This is a genomic window from Streptomyces sp. 2P-4 (assembly GCF_030167965.1).
Lineage (GTDB): Bacteria > Actinomycetota > Actinomycetes > Streptomycetales > Streptomycetaceae > Streptomyces > Streptomyces globosus_A.
In genome coordinates this window covers 136,508-154,918 of the sequence record NZ_CP095011.1, presented here as the reverse complement: position 1 = coordinate 154,918, position 18,411 = coordinate 136,508, and the positions used below count along the sequence as shown (strand labels likewise).

17 protein-coding genes are annotated in these 18,411 nt (G+C 75.4%); 8 read left to right on the top strand and 9 right to left on the bottom strand.

Annotated features, from left to right (window positions below; genetic code table 11):
* The first annotated feature begins 31 nt into the window (after positions 1-31).
* Positions 32-1,102 (top strand): tRNA (adenosine(37)-N6)-threonylcarbamoyltransferase complex transferase subunit TsaD, encoded by a 1,071-nt coding sequence (gene tsaD, locus MUK52_RS00745; RefSeq protein WP_284574110.1) that lies wholly within the window; start codon positions 32-34, stop codon positions 1,100-1,102.
* 183 nt (positions 1,103-1,285) lie between these two features.
* On the opposite strand, the gene MUK52_RS00740 is transcribed toward tsaD, so the two are convergent.
* The 5 genes from MUK52_RS00740 to cutA all read right to left on the bottom strand — a co-directional run bounded on the left by MUK52_RS00740 (position 1,286) and on the right by cutA (position 6,649).
* Positions 1,286-1,501: a hypothetical protein gene (locus MUK52_RS00740; RefSeq protein WP_114055765.1), complete on the bottom strand. Its 216-nt coding sequence runs from the start codon at positions 1,499-1,501 to the stop codon at positions 1,286-1,288.
* A gap of 77 nt (positions 1,502-1,578) precedes the next feature.
* On the bottom strand, positions 1,579-2,826 hold the full coding sequence (locus tag MUK52_RS00735) for a M20 metallopeptidase family protein (protein WP_428985428.1): 1,248 nt from the start codon (positions 2,824-2,826) through the stop codon (positions 1,579-1,581).
* A gap of 227 nt (positions 2,827-3,053) precedes the next feature.
* The gene (locus MUK52_RS00730; RefSeq protein ID WP_284574109.1) at positions 3,054-5,456 is read right to left on the bottom strand and encodes a glycoside hydrolase family 65 protein; all 2,403 of its coding nucleotides are present in this window, start codon (positions 5,454-5,456) and stop codon (positions 3,054-3,056) included.
* The gene (locus tag MUK52_RS00725) at positions 5,453-6,196 is read right to left on the bottom strand and encodes a beta-phosphoglucomutase family hydrolase (protein WP_284574108.1); all 744 of its coding nucleotides are present in this window, start codon (positions 6,194-6,196) and stop codon (positions 5,453-5,455) included. Before MUK52_RS00725 ends, MUK52_RS00730 begins: the two co-directional genes overlap by 4 nt.
* A 117-nt stretch (positions 6,197-6,313) precedes the next feature.
* On the bottom strand, positions 6,314-6,649 hold the full coding sequence (gene cutA, locus MUK52_RS00720; protein ID WP_114055769.1) for a divalent-cation tolerance protein CutA: 336 nt from the start codon (positions 6,647-6,649) through the stop codon (positions 6,314-6,316).
* A 170-nt stretch (positions 6,650-6,819) separates the two neighbouring features.
* Here cutA and MUK52_RS00715 point away from each other — a divergent pair, with 170 nt between their 5' ends.
* The gene (locus MUK52_RS00715; RefSeq protein ID WP_284574107.1) at positions 6,820-7,494 is read left to right on the top strand and encodes an esterase/lipase family protein; all 675 of its coding nucleotides are present in this window, start codon (positions 6,820-6,822) and stop codon (positions 7,492-7,494) included.
* Between the two features lie 119 nt (positions 7,495-7,613).
* On the opposite strand, the gene MUK52_RS00710 is transcribed toward MUK52_RS00715, so the two are convergent.
* Both MUK52_RS00710 and MUK52_RS00705 read right to left on the bottom strand, forming a co-directional pair.
* Positions 7,614-8,069 carry a hypothetical protein gene (locus MUK52_RS00710; protein WP_114055775.1) on the bottom strand — a complete coding sequence of 152 codons (456 nt, stop codon included), beginning with the start codon at positions 8,067-8,069 and terminating at the stop codon, positions 7,614-7,616.
* Positions 8,070-8,166: 97 nt separating this feature from the next.
* Positions 8,167-8,661, bottom strand: a complete 495-nt coding sequence (locus MUK52_RS00705; protein WP_174250399.1) for a MarR family winged helix-turn-helix transcriptional regulator — start codon at positions 8,659-8,661, stop codon at positions 8,167-8,169.
* 70 nt (positions 8,662-8,731) lie between these two features.
* On the opposite strand from MUK52_RS00705, the gene MUK52_RS00700 reads away from it, so the two are divergent.
* Positions 8,732-10,810: an MMPL family transporter gene (locus MUK52_RS00700; RefSeq protein ID WP_284574105.1), complete on the top strand. Its 2,079-nt coding sequence runs from the start codon at positions 8,732-8,734 to the stop codon at positions 10,808-10,810.
* Between the two features lie 148 nt (positions 10,811-10,958).
* Entirely contained in the window at positions 10,959-11,288 is a 330-nt protein-coding gene (locus MUK52_RS00695) for a hypothetical protein (RefSeq protein WP_114055778.1), read from the top strand.
* A 46-nt stretch (positions 11,289-11,334) separates the two neighbouring features.
* On the opposite strand, the gene MUK52_RS00690 is transcribed toward MUK52_RS00695, so the two are convergent.
* Together MUK52_RS00690 and MUK52_RS00685 are read right to left on the bottom strand one after the other, a co-directional pair.
* Positions 11,335-11,559, bottom strand: coding sequence for a hypothetical protein (locus MUK52_RS00690; RefSeq protein ID WP_114055779.1), 225 nt, complete (start codon positions 11,557-11,559; stop codon positions 11,335-11,337).
* A gap of 128 nt (positions 11,560-11,687) precedes the next feature.
* Entirely contained in the window at positions 11,688-12,893 is a 1,206-nt protein-coding gene (locus MUK52_RS00685) for a spore photoproduct lyase family protein (RefSeq protein WP_428985429.1), read from the bottom strand.
* Between the two features lie 357 nt (positions 12,894-13,250).
* Here MUK52_RS00685 and MUK52_RS00680 point away from each other — a divergent pair, with 357 nt between their 5' ends.
* The 4 genes from MUK52_RS00680 (at position 13,251) to gap (ending at position 18,356) form a co-directional block, all read left to right on the top strand.
* A complete protein-coding gene (locus MUK52_RS00680; protein ID WP_284574104.1) occupies positions 13,251-14,675 on the top strand; it encodes a helix-turn-helix transcriptional regulator in 1,425 nt (474 codons plus the stop codon).
* A 378-nt stretch (positions 14,676-15,053) separates the two neighbouring features.
* Positions 15,054-16,232 (top strand): PP2C family protein-serine/threonine phosphatase, encoded by a 1,179-nt coding sequence (locus tag MUK52_RS00675; RefSeq protein WP_114055780.1) that lies wholly within the window; start codon positions 15,054-15,056, stop codon positions 16,230-16,232.
* 54 nt (positions 16,233-16,286) lie between these two features.
* Complete coding sequence (locus MUK52_RS00670) at positions 16,287-17,243, top strand: GlxA family transcriptional regulator (protein WP_284574101.1); 957 nt, start codon at positions 16,287-16,289, stop codon at positions 17,241-17,243.
* Between the two features lie 117 nt (positions 17,244-17,360).
* Complete coding sequence (gene gap, locus MUK52_RS00665; RefSeq protein WP_284574098.1) at positions 17,361-18,356, top strand: type I glyceraldehyde-3-phosphate dehydrogenase; 996 nt, start codon at positions 17,361-17,363, stop codon at positions 18,354-18,356.
* The last annotated feature ends 55 nt before the right edge of the window (positions 18,357-18,411 follow it).

Sequence of the window (18,411 nt, the reverse complement as noted above, 5' to 3'; positions counted from 1 at the left end):
ACTGCGATAGACCTGCAGAAAGGGGCCCGTGGTGGGCGGACCGGTGGTACTGGGGATCGAGTCGTCGTGCGACGAGACCGGCGCGGGCATCGTCCAGGACGGCAGGCTGCTGGCGCACGTCGTCGCGTCCAGCATGGACGACCACGCGCGGTTCGGCGGTGTCGTACCCGAGATCGCCGCGCGCGCCCACCTCCAGGCCTTCAACCCGGTCGTGCGCGAGGCCCTCGACCGGGCCGGACTGCGCCTCGGGCAGATCGACGCCGTGGCCGTCACCACCGGCCCCGGCCTGTCCGGCGCCCTCCAGGTCGGCCTCGCCGGAGCCAAGACCCTGGCGTACGCGGCCGGCGTCCCCCTGTACGGCGTCCACCACCTGGCCGGGCACGTCGCCGCCGACACCCTCGACCACGGGCCGCTGCCCCGCCCGTCCGTCGTGCTGATCGTCTCGGGCGGCCACACCTCGCTGCTCCTCGTACGCGACCTCGTCCGCGAACCGATCCTGCACCTCGGCGACACCCTCGACGACGCGGCCGGCGAGTGCTTCGACAAGGTCGCCCGCATCCTCGGCCTCCCCTACCCGGGCGGCCCCGCCATCGACCGGGCCGCCCGGGACGGCGATCCGCGGGCCGTGGCCTTCCCGCGGCCGCTGACCCGCCCCGGCGACGACCCGTACGCCTTCTCGTTCTCCGGGCTGAAGACGGCCGCCGCCCGCTGGGTCGAGGACCACCGGGCCCGCGGCGCGCAGGTCCCCGTCGCCGACGGGGCGGCCGCCCTCCAGGAGGCCGTCGCCGACGTGCTCACCCGCAAGGCCCTGGCCGCCTGCGCGGCGCACGGCGTCCGCACGCTGATCGTCGTCGGCGGCGTCGCCGCGAACTCCCGGGTGCGCGCCCTGGCCGAGCGGCGGTGCGCCTCGGCCGGCGTCGAACTGCGCGTCCCCCCGATGACGCTGTGCACCGACAACGGCGCGATGATCGCCGCCGTCGGCGACCTGCTGGTCCGCTCCGGGGCCGAACCGGCCCCGCTCGACGTCTCGATCGACCCCTCCGCCCCCCTCGAGTACGCCGCCCTCACCCCGCTCGCCCGCACCGCCGCCCGGGCGGCCTGACCCCGTCACCCTCAGCCCTCGCCTGCCGCGCACATGCTCCTCCGCATGGCTCTTCCTGGATCGCAACCGGCCTCTGCCGGGTGCGTCTCCCCGCCTACCCGCACGCACGGCGGCAAACGGGCCCTGCCGGTCCGAGCGCAGGGGGACGAGGCGCCCCCGGGGCCGGAGTGCGCCCGGCCGGGGCTACGGGCGGGGCTGCCACTCCTCGGGGCCGCCGCCCCGCCACTCCACGAACGCGGGGTCGGTGAGGTCGGCGTCGTCGGCGTTCTCCAGTCCGGCCGCGGCGAGGAAGACGCGGATGTCGGCGGGGCGGTGGGCCACCCCGATGGCGACGCCGTCGTACCGCACCCGGCGCCAGCCGTTCTCGTCGGGCGGGTGGACGACCAGTCTGGCGGGCATGGCCCCAGCCTGGCCCCGGCCGGGTCGGGCAGCACCCCGCAGCACCCGAACGGGTGGCTGCACTGCCGGGCGGCGGCTCACCCGCTCCCGGCGGGCGCCGGGCCCGCCCGCAGCGCCGCGGCCGCGTAGACGGCGGCGCCGGCGGCCAGGGCGTCCTCGTCGAACACGGCGAGGTTCGAGTGCAGGTCCGCGGCCTCCTCCGGAGGGACTCCGGGCGGGCGGGCCCCCAGGAACGCCATCGAGCCGGGCACCTCCTGCAGGACGTAGCTGAAGTCCTCTGCGCCCATGAACGGCGCGGCAAGCCGCCCGACCCGGTCCGCGCCGAGCAGCGCGACCGCCGTGTCGTACAGGGCGGCCGTGCGGTCGGCGTCGTTCACGACGGGCGGGTAGCCCTCCTCCAGCTCCACGCCGGCCTCGGCCCCGTGGGCGGCGGCCACGTGCCGCGCGACCCTCTGGATGCCCTCGCGGACCTGCTGCCGGGCGCCGGGGGAGAGGGTGCGGAACGTGCCGCGGATCTCGGCCGTCTCGGGGATGACGTTCGACGCCGTTGTGCCGGCGTGGATGGAGGCGACCGTCACCACCGCAGGGTCGAAGACGTCGAGGGTCCGGGTCACCATCGACTGGAGCGCCTGCACGATCTCGCAGGCGACCGGCACCGGATCGAGCGCCCGGTGCGGGGACGACGCGTGCCCGCCGCGCCCTCGGACGGTCACGTGCAGCCGGTCGGAGGCGGCGAAGGTCGGGCCGGACCGCAGGTGCAGGGTCCCGCTGTCGAAGCGGGTCGTGACGTGCAGCGCGAACGCGGCGGCCACCCGTGTCCCGCCGGCGGTCTCCAGCACCCCCTCGTCGATCATGTGGCGGGCGCCGCCGCCGGACTCCTCCCCGGGCTGGAACATGAAGACGACCCGGCCGGCCAGCAGTCCGCGGCGGGCGGCGAGCAGCCGGGCGGCGCCGACCAGCATCGCGGTGTGCGTGTCGTGCCCGCAGGCGTGCATGGCGCCCGGCACCCGGGAGGCGAACTCCAGGCCGGTGCCCTCCTCCAGGGGCAGGGCGTCCATGTCGGCGCGCAGCAGCACCGCCGGGCCGGGCAGGGCGCCCTCCAGGGCGGCGGTGACGGAGCTCAGCCCGGAGCCGGTCGCCACCTCCAGCCCGAGCCCGTCCAGCGCCTCCAGGACGGCCTGCTGCGTACGCGGCAGGTGCATGCCCAGCTCGGGGAAGCGGTGGATGCGCCTGCGCAGGGCGACGGTGTCGGGCAGCGCGGCATGCGCGTCGGCGAGGAGGCCCTCCAGGGCGGCCCCTCCGGACGCGGGCGCGGGGACGCTCAACGGAATCTCCTCATCTCCTTGCGGGACGTGCCGGGCGCACGGGCACGGGTCACCTGCCATCCCTGCCCCGCATCCCGCTCCGCCACGCCGCCCGCACACCACCGGCCGCGTCCGGCGGTCCTCCGCCGCCCGCGGCCGGCCGCCCGCACCCCGCCGGGCCGGCCGGCGCGCAGCCGTTCGGCGAAGGCCCGCTCCGCGATCCGGCAGCCGAGCCCGGCCGCGCGCCGTCACGTCAGCGGGGCACGGCCCTTCGGCTGGGGCGGTTCCACCGTGTCGGGCGCGGGCGGTACGGGAAGGTCCGCCGAGGCCTGCGGGTCCAGGACCGTGGTCGTGCCGTGGTGCAGCACCGGCAGCGGCGCCCCCTCCAGCAGCGTGTACCGCGCCGCGTCGCGGCGGATGTCCACGCGCAGCCGCCGGTCCCTGACGCGGACGTTGAAGGCGAGCCGGGTCAGCGCCGGCGGCAGGCGCGGCGCGAACCGCACCGGAGCCTCCGCCTCCGCCGCTTCGCCCGGCCCGCCCGCGCCCGGCGGCAGGACGGCGGGGCCTGCGCCGTAGCGCCTCCGCAGTCCGCCCAGGCCCTGCACGAGGGCGATCCACGTCCCGGCCAGCGAGGCCATGTGGAGGCCGTCGCGGGTGTTGTGCTCCAGGTCGTTCAGGTCCATCAGCGCCGCCTCCCGGGTGTACGCCCAGGCCAGGTCCAGGTGGCCCGTCTCGGCGGCGAGGGCGGCCTGGCAGCAGGCGGACAGCGAGGAGTCCCGGACGGTCAGCGGCTCGTAGTAGGCGAAGTTGCGGGCCTTCTCCCCGTCCGTGAACTCGTCCGGGCAGGCCAGCATCGCCAGGACCAGGTCGGCCTGCTTGACGACCTGCTTGCGGTAGAGGTCGAAGTAGGGGAAGTGCAGCAGCAGCGGGTACTGCTCCTCGGCGGTGCCCTCGAAGTCCCACGGCTGCTGGTCGGTGAACCCGGCGGCCTGCTCGTGCACTCCCAGCCGAGGGTTGTACGGGATCGCGATCCGGGCGGCGGTGTCCCGCCAGTCCGCGGCCTCGGCGGCGCCGACGGCCAGCTCGGCGGCCCGGTCCGGGTGCAGGGCGACCGCGTCCGCCGCGGCCAGCAGGTTCCGCCGGGCCATCACGTTGGTGTAGAGGTTGTCGCGGGCCACCGCACTGTACTCGTCCGGGCCGGTGACGCCGTCGATGTGGAAGGCGCCGCCGGCGTCGAAGTGGCCCAGGGAGCGCCACAGCCGCGCCGTGTGGACCAGGAGGTCGAGCCCGGGGCCGCGGTGGAAGGCGTGGTCGCCGGTGGCGAACGCGTACCGCTCGGCGGCCGCCGCGATGTCGGCGTTGACGTGGAAGGCGACCGTGCCGGCGGGCCAGTACGCGGAGCACTCCGCGCCGTTGATGGTCCGCCAGGGGAAAGCGGCTCCCGCGAGGCCGAGCTGCCGGGCCCGCTCCAGCGCACTCGGCAGGGTGGTGTGCCGCCACCGCAGGACGGGCGCCACGGTCTCCGGCGCGGTGTGCGTGAGCACCGGCAGCACGAACGACTCGGTGTCCCAGAAGGCGTGCCCGTCGTAGCCCGTCCCCGTGAGCCCCTTCGCCGGAATGGCGCGCTCCTCGGCGCGGGCGGCCGCCTGGAAGAGGTGGAACAGGGCGAACCGCACCGCCTGCTGGACCTGCGCGTCCCCCTCCACCTCGACGTCGCCGTCGGCCCAGAAGTCGTCCAGGCAGGCCCGCTGCCCCTCCAGCAGGCCCTGCCAGCCGGTGCTGCGGGCCGCCGCGAGGCCGCCCTCCACCTGGTCGCGCAGGGCGGGCAGCGACCGCTGCGCGGACCACCCGTAGGAGACGAACTTCACCAGGGACAGCCGCTCGCCCGGCGCCAGGTTGGCGGTGACGGTCAGCCGGGCCACGTCCGGTTCGCTCTCCGCCGCCCAATCCGTCCCCGCGGGCCCCTCCACCAGGTGGTCGGCGGCGACCGCCACCCGCTGGCGGCTGCTGCCGGTGCAGTGCACCAGGCGCAGCCGCGTGCCGTGCGCGTGGTGCTCCTCCGGCAGGAGCGGCGAGTCGATGACCGCTGCCACGCGCGGGTCGCCGGAGGCGGCGGGCAGTTGCTCGTTGGCGACGAGCTCGGACTGCACGGCGATGCCGGCCGGCCCGTCGACGGCCTCCACGGTGTAGGAGACCGCGGCGACGGCGCGCTGCGCCAGGGAGACCACACGGTGGGAGGTCAGGCGCACGGTCCGGCCCGACGGCGTGGTCCACTCCGCGGTGCGGCTCAGCACCCCCGTGCGGAAGTCCAGGACCCGCTCGTGGGAGACGAGTGCGCCGTACCGCAGGTCGAAGGGGTGGTCGTCGACGAGGAGCCGGATGACCTTGCCGTCGGTGACGTTGATGGCGGTCTGCCCGGACTCCGGATAGCCGTAGCCCGCCTCCGCGTAGGGGAGGGGATGCGTCTCGTGCACACCGTTCAGGTAGGAGCCCGGCAGGCCGTGCGGCTCGCCCTCGTCGAGGTTGCCGCGCCAGCCGAGGTGGCCGTTCGACAGGGCGAAGACGGACTCGCTCTGCGCGAGGACGCCCAGGTCGAGGGCGGTCTCCCGGAGCCGCCAGGGCTCGGTGGCGAAGCTCGTGTGCGTGATCATCCGCGGTCCAGGAGTTCGGCGAGGTCGCCCACCACGACATCGGCGCCGTGGTCGCGCAGCGCGCCCGCCTGACCGGCCCGGTCCACGCCCACGACGAACCCGAAGCCGCCGGCCCTGCCCGCCGCGACGCCCGCCAGCGCGTCCTCGAACACGGCCGCCTCGGCGGGCGCCACCCCGAACAGGCGGGCCGCGGCCAGGTAGCTGTCGGCGGCCGGCTTGCCGCGCAGGTGCTGCTCGGCGATGGTCAGCCCGTCCACGCGCTCCTCGAACAGGTCCGCGATGCCCGCCGCGGCCAGGACGTCGCGGCAGTTGGCGCTGGATGAGACGACGGCCCGGCGCAGCCCGGCGTCCCGGGCGGCGCGCACGTAGGCGACCGAGCCCTCGTACGCCTCCACGCCCTGCTCGCGGATCATCCGCAGCACCAGCCCGTTCTTGCGGCTGCCCAGCCCGTGGACGGTCTCCCGGTCCGGGCCGTCGTCCGCGGCGCCGTCGGGGAGGGTGATGCCGCGGGAGGCGAGGAAGGTGCGTACGCCGTCCTCGCGGGGGCGGCCGTCCACGTACTCGTCGTAGTCCCGCACGGCGTCGAACGGAACGAACGGCGAGCCCGTGTGCTCGGCCCGCCGGCGCAGGAAGTCGTCGAACATCTGCTTCCAGGCGGCGGCATGGACCTTCGCGGTCCGGGTGAGCACGCCGTCCAGGTCGAACAGGCACGTGCGGACGTGGTCGGGAAGTCCCAGCATGCCGTCGAGGCTAGGCCGTCTCCTGCGGATCCTGCCTGACCCACGCCGTCCGGCCCCGCGGCTCGTCGCGTTGCCGGAGCGCCGCGCCGCCGGGCCGCCGCGCCGCCGCGGCCCGGGTCACGCGCCGCGGGTCTCCGCCTGAGCCCACGCCAGGTACGCCTCCGCGGCCGCCGACACGGGCAGCACGATCCACTGCGGCACCTCGTACGGGTGCCGCCCGTGCACCCACGCCTCCAGCGCGGCCACCCGGTCCTGCACCGTCTTGAACGTCAGCCGGTACTCGCGCTCGTGCTGCACCTCCCCCTGCCACCAGTAGAAGGACGTCATCCGCGCCTCCACGTGCACCCCGGCAGCCAGCCGCGCCTCGACCGCGGCCCGCCCCAGCTCGTACGCGGTGCCCTCGTCGTCCACCGTGGTCTGCGCGAGCACGACCGGGTTGCCCGGATCCGCCATCTCCAACCTCCTCGATCGGGTTCCCCCGACCCTAACCGGCACGCCGCCCCGCCCCTCCGCCCGCCCGCCGCCGAATCCGTATGCCCCCACGGGGTGAACCTGTCGGCCGTGCGGGTGGTCGCACGGCCCGCAGCGGGCAGCGGGCGGAGCGGTCCCGCTACAACCGGCCCGTGAACTCCCGCTGCCGGCGCGCCGCGCCCGCCCTCGCCCTGGGCCTCGCCGCCCTCCTCCTCCCCCAGCAGGCCTCCGCCTCGCCCACCGCCGCTCCCGATCCGGTCGTCTTCGTCCACGGCTGGAACAGCAGCGGCTCGACATGGGACACCATGGCGGGCCGCTTCCGGGCCGCAGGCTGGCCGGACGACCGGCTCCACCAGTGGACGTACCCCTCCGGCCAGTCCAACGCCACGACAGCCGCCGCCCTGGCCGCCGAAGTCGACCGGGTCCTCGCCGCCACGGGTGCTGCCCGGGTCGACCTGGTCGCCCACTCCATGGGGTCCCTCTCCTCCCGGTACTACCTGAGGAACCTCGGCGGCACGGCCAAGGTGGACGCCTGGGTCTCCCTCGCCGGCCCCAACCACGGCACCGACGCCGCCCGCCTGTGCGGCGGCCCCGCCTGCACCGAGATGCGCCCCGGCTCCGCGTTCCTCCAGGCCCTCAACACCGGGGACGAGACCCCCGGCGCGACCCGCTACGCGACCTGGGCCTCGCCGTGCGACGTCTTCGTCCGGCCCGCGTCCACCGTCGCCCTGGCCGGGGCGGAGAACCGGACGACGGCCTGCCTCGGCCACACCGACCTGCACCGCGACGCCGCGGTCCACGCGGACGTCGCCGCCCACATCGGCTGAGGAACGGCGCTCCGGAGCGGGGCCCACCCGGCGGACCGCCCGGCGCCGTACGGCGCGGCGGCACCTGCCACGCCGTGCCCCCGGTCGGCGGGCGGCACCCGCCGACCGGCCGTTGGGCTTCAGTCCGCCGGCGGGCCCGCCGTGTGGTCGGGGTGGCCCGGGGTGCGGCGGGCGCGCTTGAGCCGGGCCTCGTACAGGTGGTCGCGCCCGCCGGCGAGGTCGTCGACGGCCTGCTGCGCGAGCGCCGCGAACGGCCGGTAGTAGGTGTGGTTGTAGGCCTCGATGATCTGGAAGGTCCAGTGGCCGGGGATGACGTTGCGGCCGAGGATGTCCCGCTCGATCGCCGCCGCCACGTCGCCGTGCCCGGCTTCCCGGAAGAGGCGTACCGCCTCGTCGAGTTCGAAGTCCGCCGTGCCGGTCAGCTGGTGGAAGGCGTACAGGTGGCCGCGCGCGCGTTCGGTGGTCTCCAGCGCCTTCGACAGGGCGCCGAGGGCCAGGACGGTGGCGTGCGCCACGCCGTGCGGGCGGAGGGGGTCCGTACGGGGCGGCCGGTCGTGCTCCTCTGGTGCGCTCACCGTCCCTGCATAGCGCGTACGGGGCCGCCTGCCGAGCGGGCGCGCGGGGCCGCCATCCGGACGGCGGGGCCTCCCGGCTGCGTCCTCTGCCGCGCCGTCAGCGGCCCACGAGGCCGAGCTGGTGGTTCATCGCCTGCAGAAAGCGCACCACGACGTGCAGCTCGGCCGGGTCGAAGGGCGCGCAGGCCGCCTCCGTGCCGCGGGCCAGCGGGCCGAAGAACTCGCGCGCCGCCTCGCGGCCCGACGGCGCGTAGTGGATGTGGACCACGCGGCGGTCGTCTGCCGCCCGGACCCGCCGGACGTGCCCGGCCTTCTCCAGCCGGTCCAGGCAGGCGGTGACGGCCCCCGAGGTGAGGTTCATCCGGCTGCGCAGGCGCCCCGGGGTCATCGGGCCGCCCTCCTCGTCGTGCTCGGCGTCGAGGACGGCGATCAGCGCCTGGACGTCCGTCAGGTGCAGGCCGTGCGCCTGGGCGAACTCCTGGACGATCCGGTTGAACTCCGCGTTCATGCGGCGCAGCAGCACGGCGAAGGACTGCAACCCGATCGGGTCGTCCGCAGGAAGTGAGGACAGGGGGGTGTCGGCACTGGGCATGACACCAGCATATGATCTCTCAATCATTGACATACTTTGTGATTGAGAGATTGAAGGGCGGTTCGTTCACGTGAGCAGCAATCCGCGCCGGGCCCTGTGGCTGGTCCCCCTGGCCCTGCTGGTGGTCTGGCTGGGCATCGGCGGCACGCTCGGCCCCTACGCCGGGAAGCTCGGCGAGGTCGCCACCAACGACCAGGCGGCCTTCCTGCCCCGCAGCGCCGAGTCCACCGCGGTCCTCGAAGCCCGGCGGCCGTTCGAACGCTCGGAATCGGTTCCCGCGATCGTCGTCTGGGAGGCCCCGGAGGGCACCCGGATCACCGCGGACCAGACGGGCGCCGCGACCCGCGCCGTCGCCGCACTCGCGGGCCGGCCCGGCATCGCCGAGACACCCTCGCCCGCCCGGCCCTCGGAGGACGGCAGGGCGCTCCAGGCCGTCGTGCCGCTCAAGCCGGACCTGGGCGAAGAACTCCCCGCCGTCCTCGACTCGGTCCGCTCGGCGGCTGCGACCGTACCGGGCGCCACCGCGTACATCGCCGGCCCCGCGGCCACACAGGCCGACCTCTCCGACGCCTTCGCCGGCATCGACGGGCTGCTGCTCGGCGTCGCACTCGGCGCCGTCCTGCTGATCCTGCTCCTCGTGTACCGGAGCGTCCTCCTGCCGCTCGTGATCATCGTCGCGGCCGTGTTCGCCCTCGCCCTCGCCTGCGCGATCGTCTACGCCCTCGCCGACCGGGGCACCGTGCGGGTCGACGGCCAGGTACAGGGCATCCTCTCCATCCTGGTCATCGGCGCGGCCACCGACTACGCCCTCCTCCTGACGGCCCGATTCCGGGAGGAACTCGCCATCCACGGCGACCGCATGCGCGCGGCGACCGCCGCCGTCCGCCGCTCGGCCGGCGCCATCACCGCCAGCGCGGCCACCGTGGCGCTCGGCCTGCTCGCCCTGCTCGCGAGCGACCTCACCAACAACCGCGCGCTCGGCCCCGTCGGCGCGATCGGCATCATCTGCGCCGTCCTGACCACCCTCACCTTCCTGCCCGCCGTCCTCGCCCTGCTGGGCCGGACCGCGTACTGGCCGGCCAAGCCCAAGGCCGCCGCCGAGGAGGGCGGGCGCGGCGTGTGGCACCGTATCGCCGCGCTGATCGACCGCGCGCCGCGCAAGGTGTGGGCGTCGACCGCGGTGCTGCTGCTCGCCATGGCCGCGTTCGCCCCGACGCTGTCGGCCAAGGGCGTGCCCCTCGACGAGATCTTCGTCGGCGACGCGCCCTCGGTGAGCGCCCAAAAGGCCCTCGGCCGGCACTTCCCCGGCGGATCCGGCCAGCCCGCCGTGATCATCGCCGACGCGGGGCGGGTGGAGCAGGTCCAGGCGGCTGCCCGCGCGACGGACGGCGTCGCCGCGGCCGCAGCCGTCACGGCCACCGGCCGGCCGGGCGAGGGCGACCCGCTCGTGCGCGACGGCCGCGTCCGCATCGACGCCACCCTGGAGGCGGCCGCCGACAGCGACGCCGCCAAGGCCACCGTCGAGCGGCTGCGCACCCAGGTCCACGCCGTCCCCGGGGCCGACGCGATCGTCGGCGGCTACACCGCGCAGCAGTACGACACCCAGCAGACCGCGGCCCGCGACCGCAACGTCATCGTCCCCATCGTGCTCGGCATCATCCTGCTGATCCTCGTGGTGCTGCTGCGCGCCCTGGTGGTGCCGGTACTGCTGGTGGCGACCGTCGCCCTCAACTTCCTGGCCACCCTCGGCGTCGCCGCGCTCGTCTTCGACCTGCTGGGCTTCAGCGGCACCGACGCCTCCGTCCCGCTGTACGGGTTCGTCTTCCTGGTGGCGCTCGGCGTCGACTACAACATCTTCCTCATGTCGCGCGTCCGCGAGGAGACCCTCACGCACGGCGTGCGCCAGGGCGTGCTGCGCGGGCTGACCACGACCGGCGGGGTCATCACCTCCGCCGGGGTGGTCCTGGCGGCAACCTTCGCCGCGCTGATGGTCATCCCGCTGGCCTTCCTCGTCCAGATCGCCTTCATCGTCGCCTTCGGCGTCCTCCTCGACACCCTGGTCGTCCGGTCCCTGCTGGTCCCGGCGCTCGTCGTGGACCTCGGCGCCCGCAGCTGGTGGCCCGGCCGCCTCGCACGCGCCGAGCAGTGAGGGCATGCGGGCCGCGGGGCGGGCGGGCCACGGGTTTGCCACGGGTGCGGGTCAGGCCCGCCCCGCGGCCCGGTCGCTACGGGCAACCCGCGGGGCGACGATGGGAGTGCGGCCGCACTCCGGCAAGGCCCCTCGCCAAGGAGGCTCCATGAACCGGCGCACCCGCCCCCGCATCCTCATCCCCCTCGCGGCCGCCGCACTCGGCGCCCTGACCGGCGCCGGGGCGGCGGCAGCCGCGGCTCCCGCCGCCCCGCCGGCGGCCACGTGCTCGATCTCCGGCGTCCTGGAGAACGGCCGCGTCCACCTCTCCGGCGGGGGTTTCACGCCCGGGCCGGCGTACGTCTTCGGCTCGGCCGGCTTCGGCGGGACGGTGGAGATCGCCCAGAACGGCGGCTTCCAGATCATGGACGTCCCGAACGCCGAGTACACCGTCCGCCAGGGCGGCGAAGTGACCGAGTGCAGCGGCTTCAAGGGCTGACCGGGCGGCGGCCCGGCACCCGGTGCCCCCGGGCCTCCGGGCCCGGTCAGATCCAGGTGTCCGGGCCGCCCCCCGTCCAGACGATCATCGGGCTGTCCTGTTCGACCAGCGATTCCGGATCGTGCAGGCCCGCCCGGCGGGCGAACTCCACGACGTCGGCGAGGCCGTAGGCCGTCCCGAGCGGGGCGTCGGTGCCGTGGGTGTGCGCCGTGACCGGCCGGCCGCCCTTGGCGGTCACGGGGTGGACGGTGATGTGCGGAGTGTCCGGCATGCCCCCAGGCTCACCGCACCCGGGCACCTCCGCATCCCGGAGGACCCGTCCCGCCCCGCCCGCCGCGACCGGCGGGCCCCGCCGGAGGCCGACCCGGCGGTCAGAAGGCGCAGTGCACCCGCACCCGGTCAGAAGGCGTAGCGCACCCGCAGCCAGGGCGCGCGCGCCGCGATCAGCCCCCGCAGCGACTCCACGGCCGACGCCTTCTCCGCGATGCGGTAGCGGACGTTCCAGGCGCCGTTCTCCGACCTCTTCGCCTGCTGGAGGTCCGGGCGCCACAGCAGCTCCTCGGCCCGGGGGTGCCAGCCGAGGTTGACCTCGTGCAGCTCGCGGTTGTGCGTCAGCATGATGACCTCGGCCGCCGCCTGCTCCTTCACCCGGCGCGGCAGTACGTCGTCCATGGCGTCCAGCAGCTCGCCCCAGGCCCGCTCCCAGCCAGGCCGGACCACCACCGGCGACAGGTTGAAGTGCACCTCGTACCCGGCGTCGAGGAAGTCGGCGGCCGCGGCGAGGCGGTCCGCGACCGGGCTGGTCCGCACGTCGAGGAGGCGGGAGTCGTCCGCCGGCATCACGGAGAAGCGGATCCGGGTGCGGCCCTGCGGGTCGAGCCGCAGCAGGTCGGGGTTGACGAACTTGGTCGCGAAGGACGCCTTCGCGGTCGGCCGGCGGCGGAAGGCGCGGACCAGGTCCGCGGTGTTGTCGCTGATCAGGTCGTCGACCGAGCAGTCGCCGTTCTCCCCGACGTCGTACACCCACGCCCGGTCGTCGCACTGGTTGGGCTCCGGCTTCGGCCCCGCCCCCGCCACGTGCCGGCCGATGGCGTCCAGCACCCGTTCGACGTTGGTGAAGACGGTGACCGGGTTGGCGAACCCCTTGCGGCGCGGGACGTAGCAGTAGGCGCAGGCCATGGCGCAGCCGTTGGAGAGCCCCGGGGCGATCCAGTCGGCCGACCTGCCGTTGGGGCGGATCCCGAAGGACTTCCGCTCCCCCAGGACGAGGGTCTGCCGCTTCACCTGCACCCACCGCTCGGCGTTGCCCTCGTTGCCGTGCAGGTGCGGGATGCGCCAGTGGGACCTCGCCTCGACGAGGCGGGCCTCGGGGAACCGCGCGATGATCTGCCGGCCCCGCAGGGAGGCGGCCGCCGCCGGCTCCGCGTGGATCTCGGTGACCCTCAGCATCCTCCGGGCCTGCGGGCCGTCCCGGAACGGCCGCTCGGCGCCCGCACCGGCCTCCTCGCCGACGGGCCCGGCCGCCGCCACGAGCTCGCCGATCCCGAACAGCGCGTCCGCCTCGACGCCCTGCCGCCCCTGCCCGGATTGCTGTCGCCTGTCCACTTCACCCCAGTGTACGGAGGGGTCCCGCCTCCCCCGGGCCGCCGCCCGCTGTCCGGCCACGGCGGCCCGCAGTGCAGGGCCGCCGCGCAGGCCGACACCCGGCGCGAGCGCTCCACGGCGGCCGCCGGCGCAGCCGACGCCGTGCGGATCCTGCCGCACCGGTGGCGCCAGGGCCGGGCGGCATCCGTTTCGCGAAGACCCCGGTCCGCGGAGCGAACCCGGCGACGGGTCGCGCTTCGCCCGCCGGACGGCGGGGCGTAGCGTCGGCAGTGGGGGAGCGCGCCGCACGCGTGCGGGCGCCGGCACTGGCACGGGTACTGGCAGTGGGGGTGAGCGGACGGGGCTGTCGTGGGATTGGTGTTCCGGAGTTCCGACCCGGCCGAGACGGAGGCCTACCTCTCCCGGCAGTACGCAGACGTGACCGTCCACGCCTCGCCGGACGCCCGCACGGAGGTGGTCCGGCACACCGCGGACCGCTTCTCCGTCGAGGACGTGCGGATCGGCTGCGAGATGTCCTTCACCGCCGACCCGCTGGACGCCGTCTGCGTCGTCGTCCTCCACACCGGCACCATCGCCGTCCGCGAAAGCGGACTGCCCGACGAGGTCTTCGGCCCCGGCGAGGTGTTCCTCCACACCGCCGGGCACCGGCCGTTCACGGGAGCCGTCTCCGGCGCCCGCTACACCGCGGCCCTCCTCCACCCCGACCTGCTCGCCGACACCCTGCAGGCCTGCGACAAGACCGCACGGCGCCCTGTCCTGTTCACGGACCGGCGCCCCGCGACCGCCGGCGCCGGGCGGCAGCTCGCCGCTACCGTCGCCTTCCTCCGCGACAGCGTCCTCGCCCCGCCCCCGCGGCCGCGGCCGCCCATCATCGACACGACCTGCGGCCAGCTGCTCGCCGCCGCCGTCCTGTCCGCCTTCCCGTACACCACGCCCGGGGCGCGCCCCGCGGCCGCGCCGGGCGACGCCACCCTCCAGCGGGCGATCGCCTTCATCGAGGCCAACGCCCACCTCGACATCACGCTGGCCGACATCGCCGCCTCGATCCCCGTCAGCCCGCGCGCCGTGCAGTACGCCTTCGCCCGCCACGCCGGCACCACCCCCCTGGCCTACCTGCGGGGCGTCCGCCTGGCCAGGGTCCACGAGGAGCTGGCCTCGGCGATGCCCGGGCAGAGCACGGTCACCGAGACCGCGGCCCGGTGGGGCTTCGCGCACCCCGGCCGCTTCGCCGCCGCCTACCGCGAGGCATACGGCACGTCCCCAAGCCGCACCCTTGCAGCCCGCCCCAGCCGTACCACCCTGCCGGGCCCGGCCACCGCGGTCCCCGCACCGACGGCCATCGTGCCGGGCGGGGCGGAGGCGGAGGCGGAGGCGGGGGAGGCAGGGGGTGCGGGGGGTGCGGGGGGTGCGGGGTCGGCAGGGCGGGGGCCGGGTCGGCCTCCCGTCACGCACGTCGTACGCGAGCGGTGTCTCGTCCTGACGCTGTGGAGCCCACCCGACCCCGACCGGCGCAGCAGGCTCGTCCAGCACGTCCGGTCCCTGCTGGACGAGCACCGCCCGGACTGCGTCGTCGTCGAACTGCCTCCGGCGGCCGCCACGGCATCGGCCGTTGCCACGGTCCTCACCCTGCACCGCCACTGCACGGCCCGCCAGGTCCCCCTGGCGGTGGCAGCGGGCCGGTCGGAAACCCGCCGCCTGATCAGGGCGGTGCAGCCGACGGTGCCAGTCCTGGCGGAAGTACCGGAAGCACTGGAGCAGGCGCGGGAGGCGGCGCGGGGGTGAGGGGGCGGCGGGTCGGGGGAGGGCAGGAGGCGGCGGGAGCGGGGCGGGAGTCGGGGACTCGGGGTGGGGTGGTGCTGGGGGTGTCCCGGCAGCCCATTGTCCTTCCGGTGCGGGCCGTCTTGTAAAGGGCGCTCGCCCGGACGCCGGTTCGGCGTGGCAGGCGGGTCATGGCCGACGCCCGCGCCCCGCCTGCCTCGTGCCGTGGTACAGGGCCGCCGGAAGCGGAGCACGACCGCGAATGGCGGCCCACCCGGAAGGTGGGCACTCTGGAGGTGGCCCACCCGGGTGGCGCCCCGCCCGGGAGAAACGGCATGTCCACGCGCGCGCCGGCAGCACGCGCGGCGGCGCCGCGGGCCCAGCGCGACGAGGGGAGCCGCCGTGACCGGTAGCGACGCCGTCTTCGCCGAGCTGCTGGAACGTTCGCACCGCGTGGCCGCGCGCGAAGTCCCCGACCTCGTCGAGGCCGCGGGCAAGCACCTCGGGCTGACCGGGACGCGCCTCTACGTGGCGGACCTCCAGCAGGTCCGGCTCGTCGCGCTGCCCCAGACCGGCCCCGGCGCGGGCGGCCACGCCGACGCCCTCGACATCGACTCCTCGCTCGGCGGCCTCGCCTACCGGACCCGGCAGGTCCAGGTGCCCCGCGACGGCGGCACCGCCTGGGTGCCGATGATCGACGGCATCGAACGGGTCGGCGTCATGCAGGCGACCGCGCCCGTCTTCCCCCCGGCCCTGCTGGACGTGAGCCGGGCCCTGGCGTCGCTGGCGACGCTCGTGCTCATGTCGAAGTCGCCGTACAACGACCTGGTGGTGAAGCGGGAGCGGCTGCGCCCCATGACCGTCCAGGCGGAGCTGGTGTGGGCGTTTCTGCCGCCGCGGACCATCGGCACCGCCGAGGCCACCTCGTCCGCGGTGCTGGAGCCGGCGTACGACATCGGAGGTGACGCCTTCGACCACAGCTTCACCGCGGACGGCCTGCACCTGACCCTGCTCGACGCGATGGGCCACGACCTCGCCTCCGGCGGTGCCGGCGCCACGGGGCTCGCCGCCTGCCGGGCCACGCGGCGCGCCGGGGGCACCCTCCCCGACATCGCCCGGACCATCGACCGCACCCTCGAGCAGTGGATCCCCGGCCGCCTGATGACCGCCGTCATCGCCCACCTCGACACCGCGGGCGGGCAGTTCACCTGGGTCAACTGCGGCCACCCGCCGCCGCTGCTCATCCGCGACGGGCGCGTGCTGCCCCGGGTGCTGGAGCGGACCCCGCAGCTGCCGCTCGGACTGGGCTTCCACAGGGAGGCGCCGCCGACCCTGCACCGGGAACGCCTGCAGCCCGGCGACCGCGTCCTGATCTACAGCGACGGCGTCACCGAGGCCCGCGGGCCCGACGGCAGCATCTTCGGCGAGCAGCGCCTGGTCGACACCGTCATCCGCTCGACGGCCGCAGGGGACACCGCCCCCGAGGCGCTGCGCCGGCTGATCCAGTTCGTGCGCGGGCACCAGGAGCACAGGCTGCGCGACGACGCCACGATCCTCCTGGTCGAGTGGCATCCAGGCTGACGGCAGGCCGCCCGCCCCGCCGCGCCCGCCGCGTCTGCGCGTACCCTCGGACGGGTGTCGTCCTCCCGTCTGCACCGCGTCGCCGTCCTCGTCCTCGAAGGAGCGAAACCGCTCGACGTCGGCATCCCCGCCCAGGTCTTCACCACCCGCGCGAGCATGCCGTACGAGGTGCGGGTGTGCGGTGCGGCCCCCGGCCTCGTCACGGGCGGCGACGGGCTGTCCTACCACGTGAACCACGGGCTCGACGCGCTGGCCTGGTCCGACATCGTCTTCGTCCCCGGCTACCGCTTCCCCGACCGGGACGACCCGCCGCAGGACGTCCTCGCTGCGCTGACCGCCGCCCACGAGCGGGGCGCCCGGCTCGCCGCCATCTCGACGGGCGCCTTCGCCCTGGCCGCGACGGGCCTCCTCGACGGCAAGCGCGCCACGACGCACTGGCACTACGCGCGGGCACTCGCCGCGAAACACCCGCGGATCCGGCTCGACGAGAACGTCCTGTTCGTCGACGAGGGCAGCGTGCTCACCTCCGCCGGCGCCGCCTCGGGCATCGACCTGTGCCTGCACATCCTGCGCGGCGACCTCGGGGTCGCCGCGTCCAACCACGCGGCGCGCCGCCTGGTCGCGGCCCCGTACCGCAGCGGAGGCCAGGCGCAGTACCTTCCGCGCAGTGTGCCCGAACCCCTCGGGGAGCGGTTCGCCGCCACCCGCGAATGGGCGCTGCGCCGGCTGGCCGAGCCGCTGACCCTGGAGGCGCTCGCCGAGCATGCGGCGGTCTCCTCCCGGACGTTCTCGCGGCGCTTCGCCGACGACACCGGCTACACACCCATGCAGTGGATCATGCGGGCCCGTATCGACAGGGCCCGCGAGCTGCTCGAACGGTCGGAGCGCAGCGTCGAGCGGATCGCCGCCGACGTCGGCCTCGGCACGGGAGCCAACCTGCGGCTGCACTTCCAGCGCATCCTCGGCACGACCCCCACCGAGTACCGGCGCACCTTCACCCGCGGCGAGTAGCGATCGACTGCGGCCCCCACTCGGCTGGCGAGATCCTTTTGAACCATGGCGATCACGCCACTGTCCCGGCCTGGCGCGGCAGGCGAGTCTGGTGCCGAACAGAAGGGGACACCGCTCATGACTCGCATCGCCATCAACGGGTTCGGCCGCATCGGACGCAACGTGCTGCGCGCGCTGCTCGAACGCCACACCGACCTCGAGGTCGTCGCCGTGAACGACCTCTCCGAGCCGGCCACCCTCGCGCGGCTGCTCGCGTTCGACTCCACGGCCGGCCGCCTGGGCCGCCCGGTCACCGTCGACGGCGACGTCCTGGTCGTCGACGGCCGCCGCATCAAGGTCCTCGCCGAGCGCGAGCCGGAGCAGCTTCCCTGGGCGGAGCTGGGCGTCGACATCGTGCTGGAGGCGACCGGCCGCTTCACGTCCGCCTCCGCGGCCGCCGCCCACATCAAGGCCGGCGCGAAGAAGGTCCTGGTCAGCGCGCCGTCGGACGGTGCGGACGTCACCCTCGCCTTCGGTGTGAACACCTCCGCCTACGACCCGGCCGTGCACACGATCGTCTCGAACGCCTCCTGCACCACGAACGCGCTCGCGCCGCTCGCCGCCGTCCTCGACGACCTCGCCGGGATCGAGCACGGCTTCATGACGACGGTGCACGCCTACACGCAGGAGCAGAACCTGCAGGACGGCCCCCACCGCGACCCCCGCCGCGCCCGCGCCGCCGGCGTCAACATCGTGCCCACCACCACGGGCGCCGCCAAGGCGATCGGCCTCGTCCTGCCGAACCTCGACGGCAAGCTGTCCGGCGACTCGATCCGCGTCCCGGTCCCGGTCGGCTCGATCGTGGAGCTGAACACCACCGTCTCGCGCGACGTGACCCGCGAGGACATCCTGGCGGCGTACCGCGCCGCCGCCGAGGGCCCCCTCGCCGGTGTGCTGGAGTACTCCGAGGACCCGCTGGTCTCCGCCGACATCGTCGGCAACCCCGCCTCCTCGATCTTCGACTCGGCGCTCACCCGCGTCGACGGCCGCCACGTCAAGGTGGTCGCCTGGTACGACAACGAGTGGGGCTTCTCGAACCGCGTGATCGACACCCTCACGCTTCTCGCCGGCTGACCCTCCCCGCACGTCAGCACACTCCGGCCGCCCGGTCTCCCGGGCGGCCGGAGCC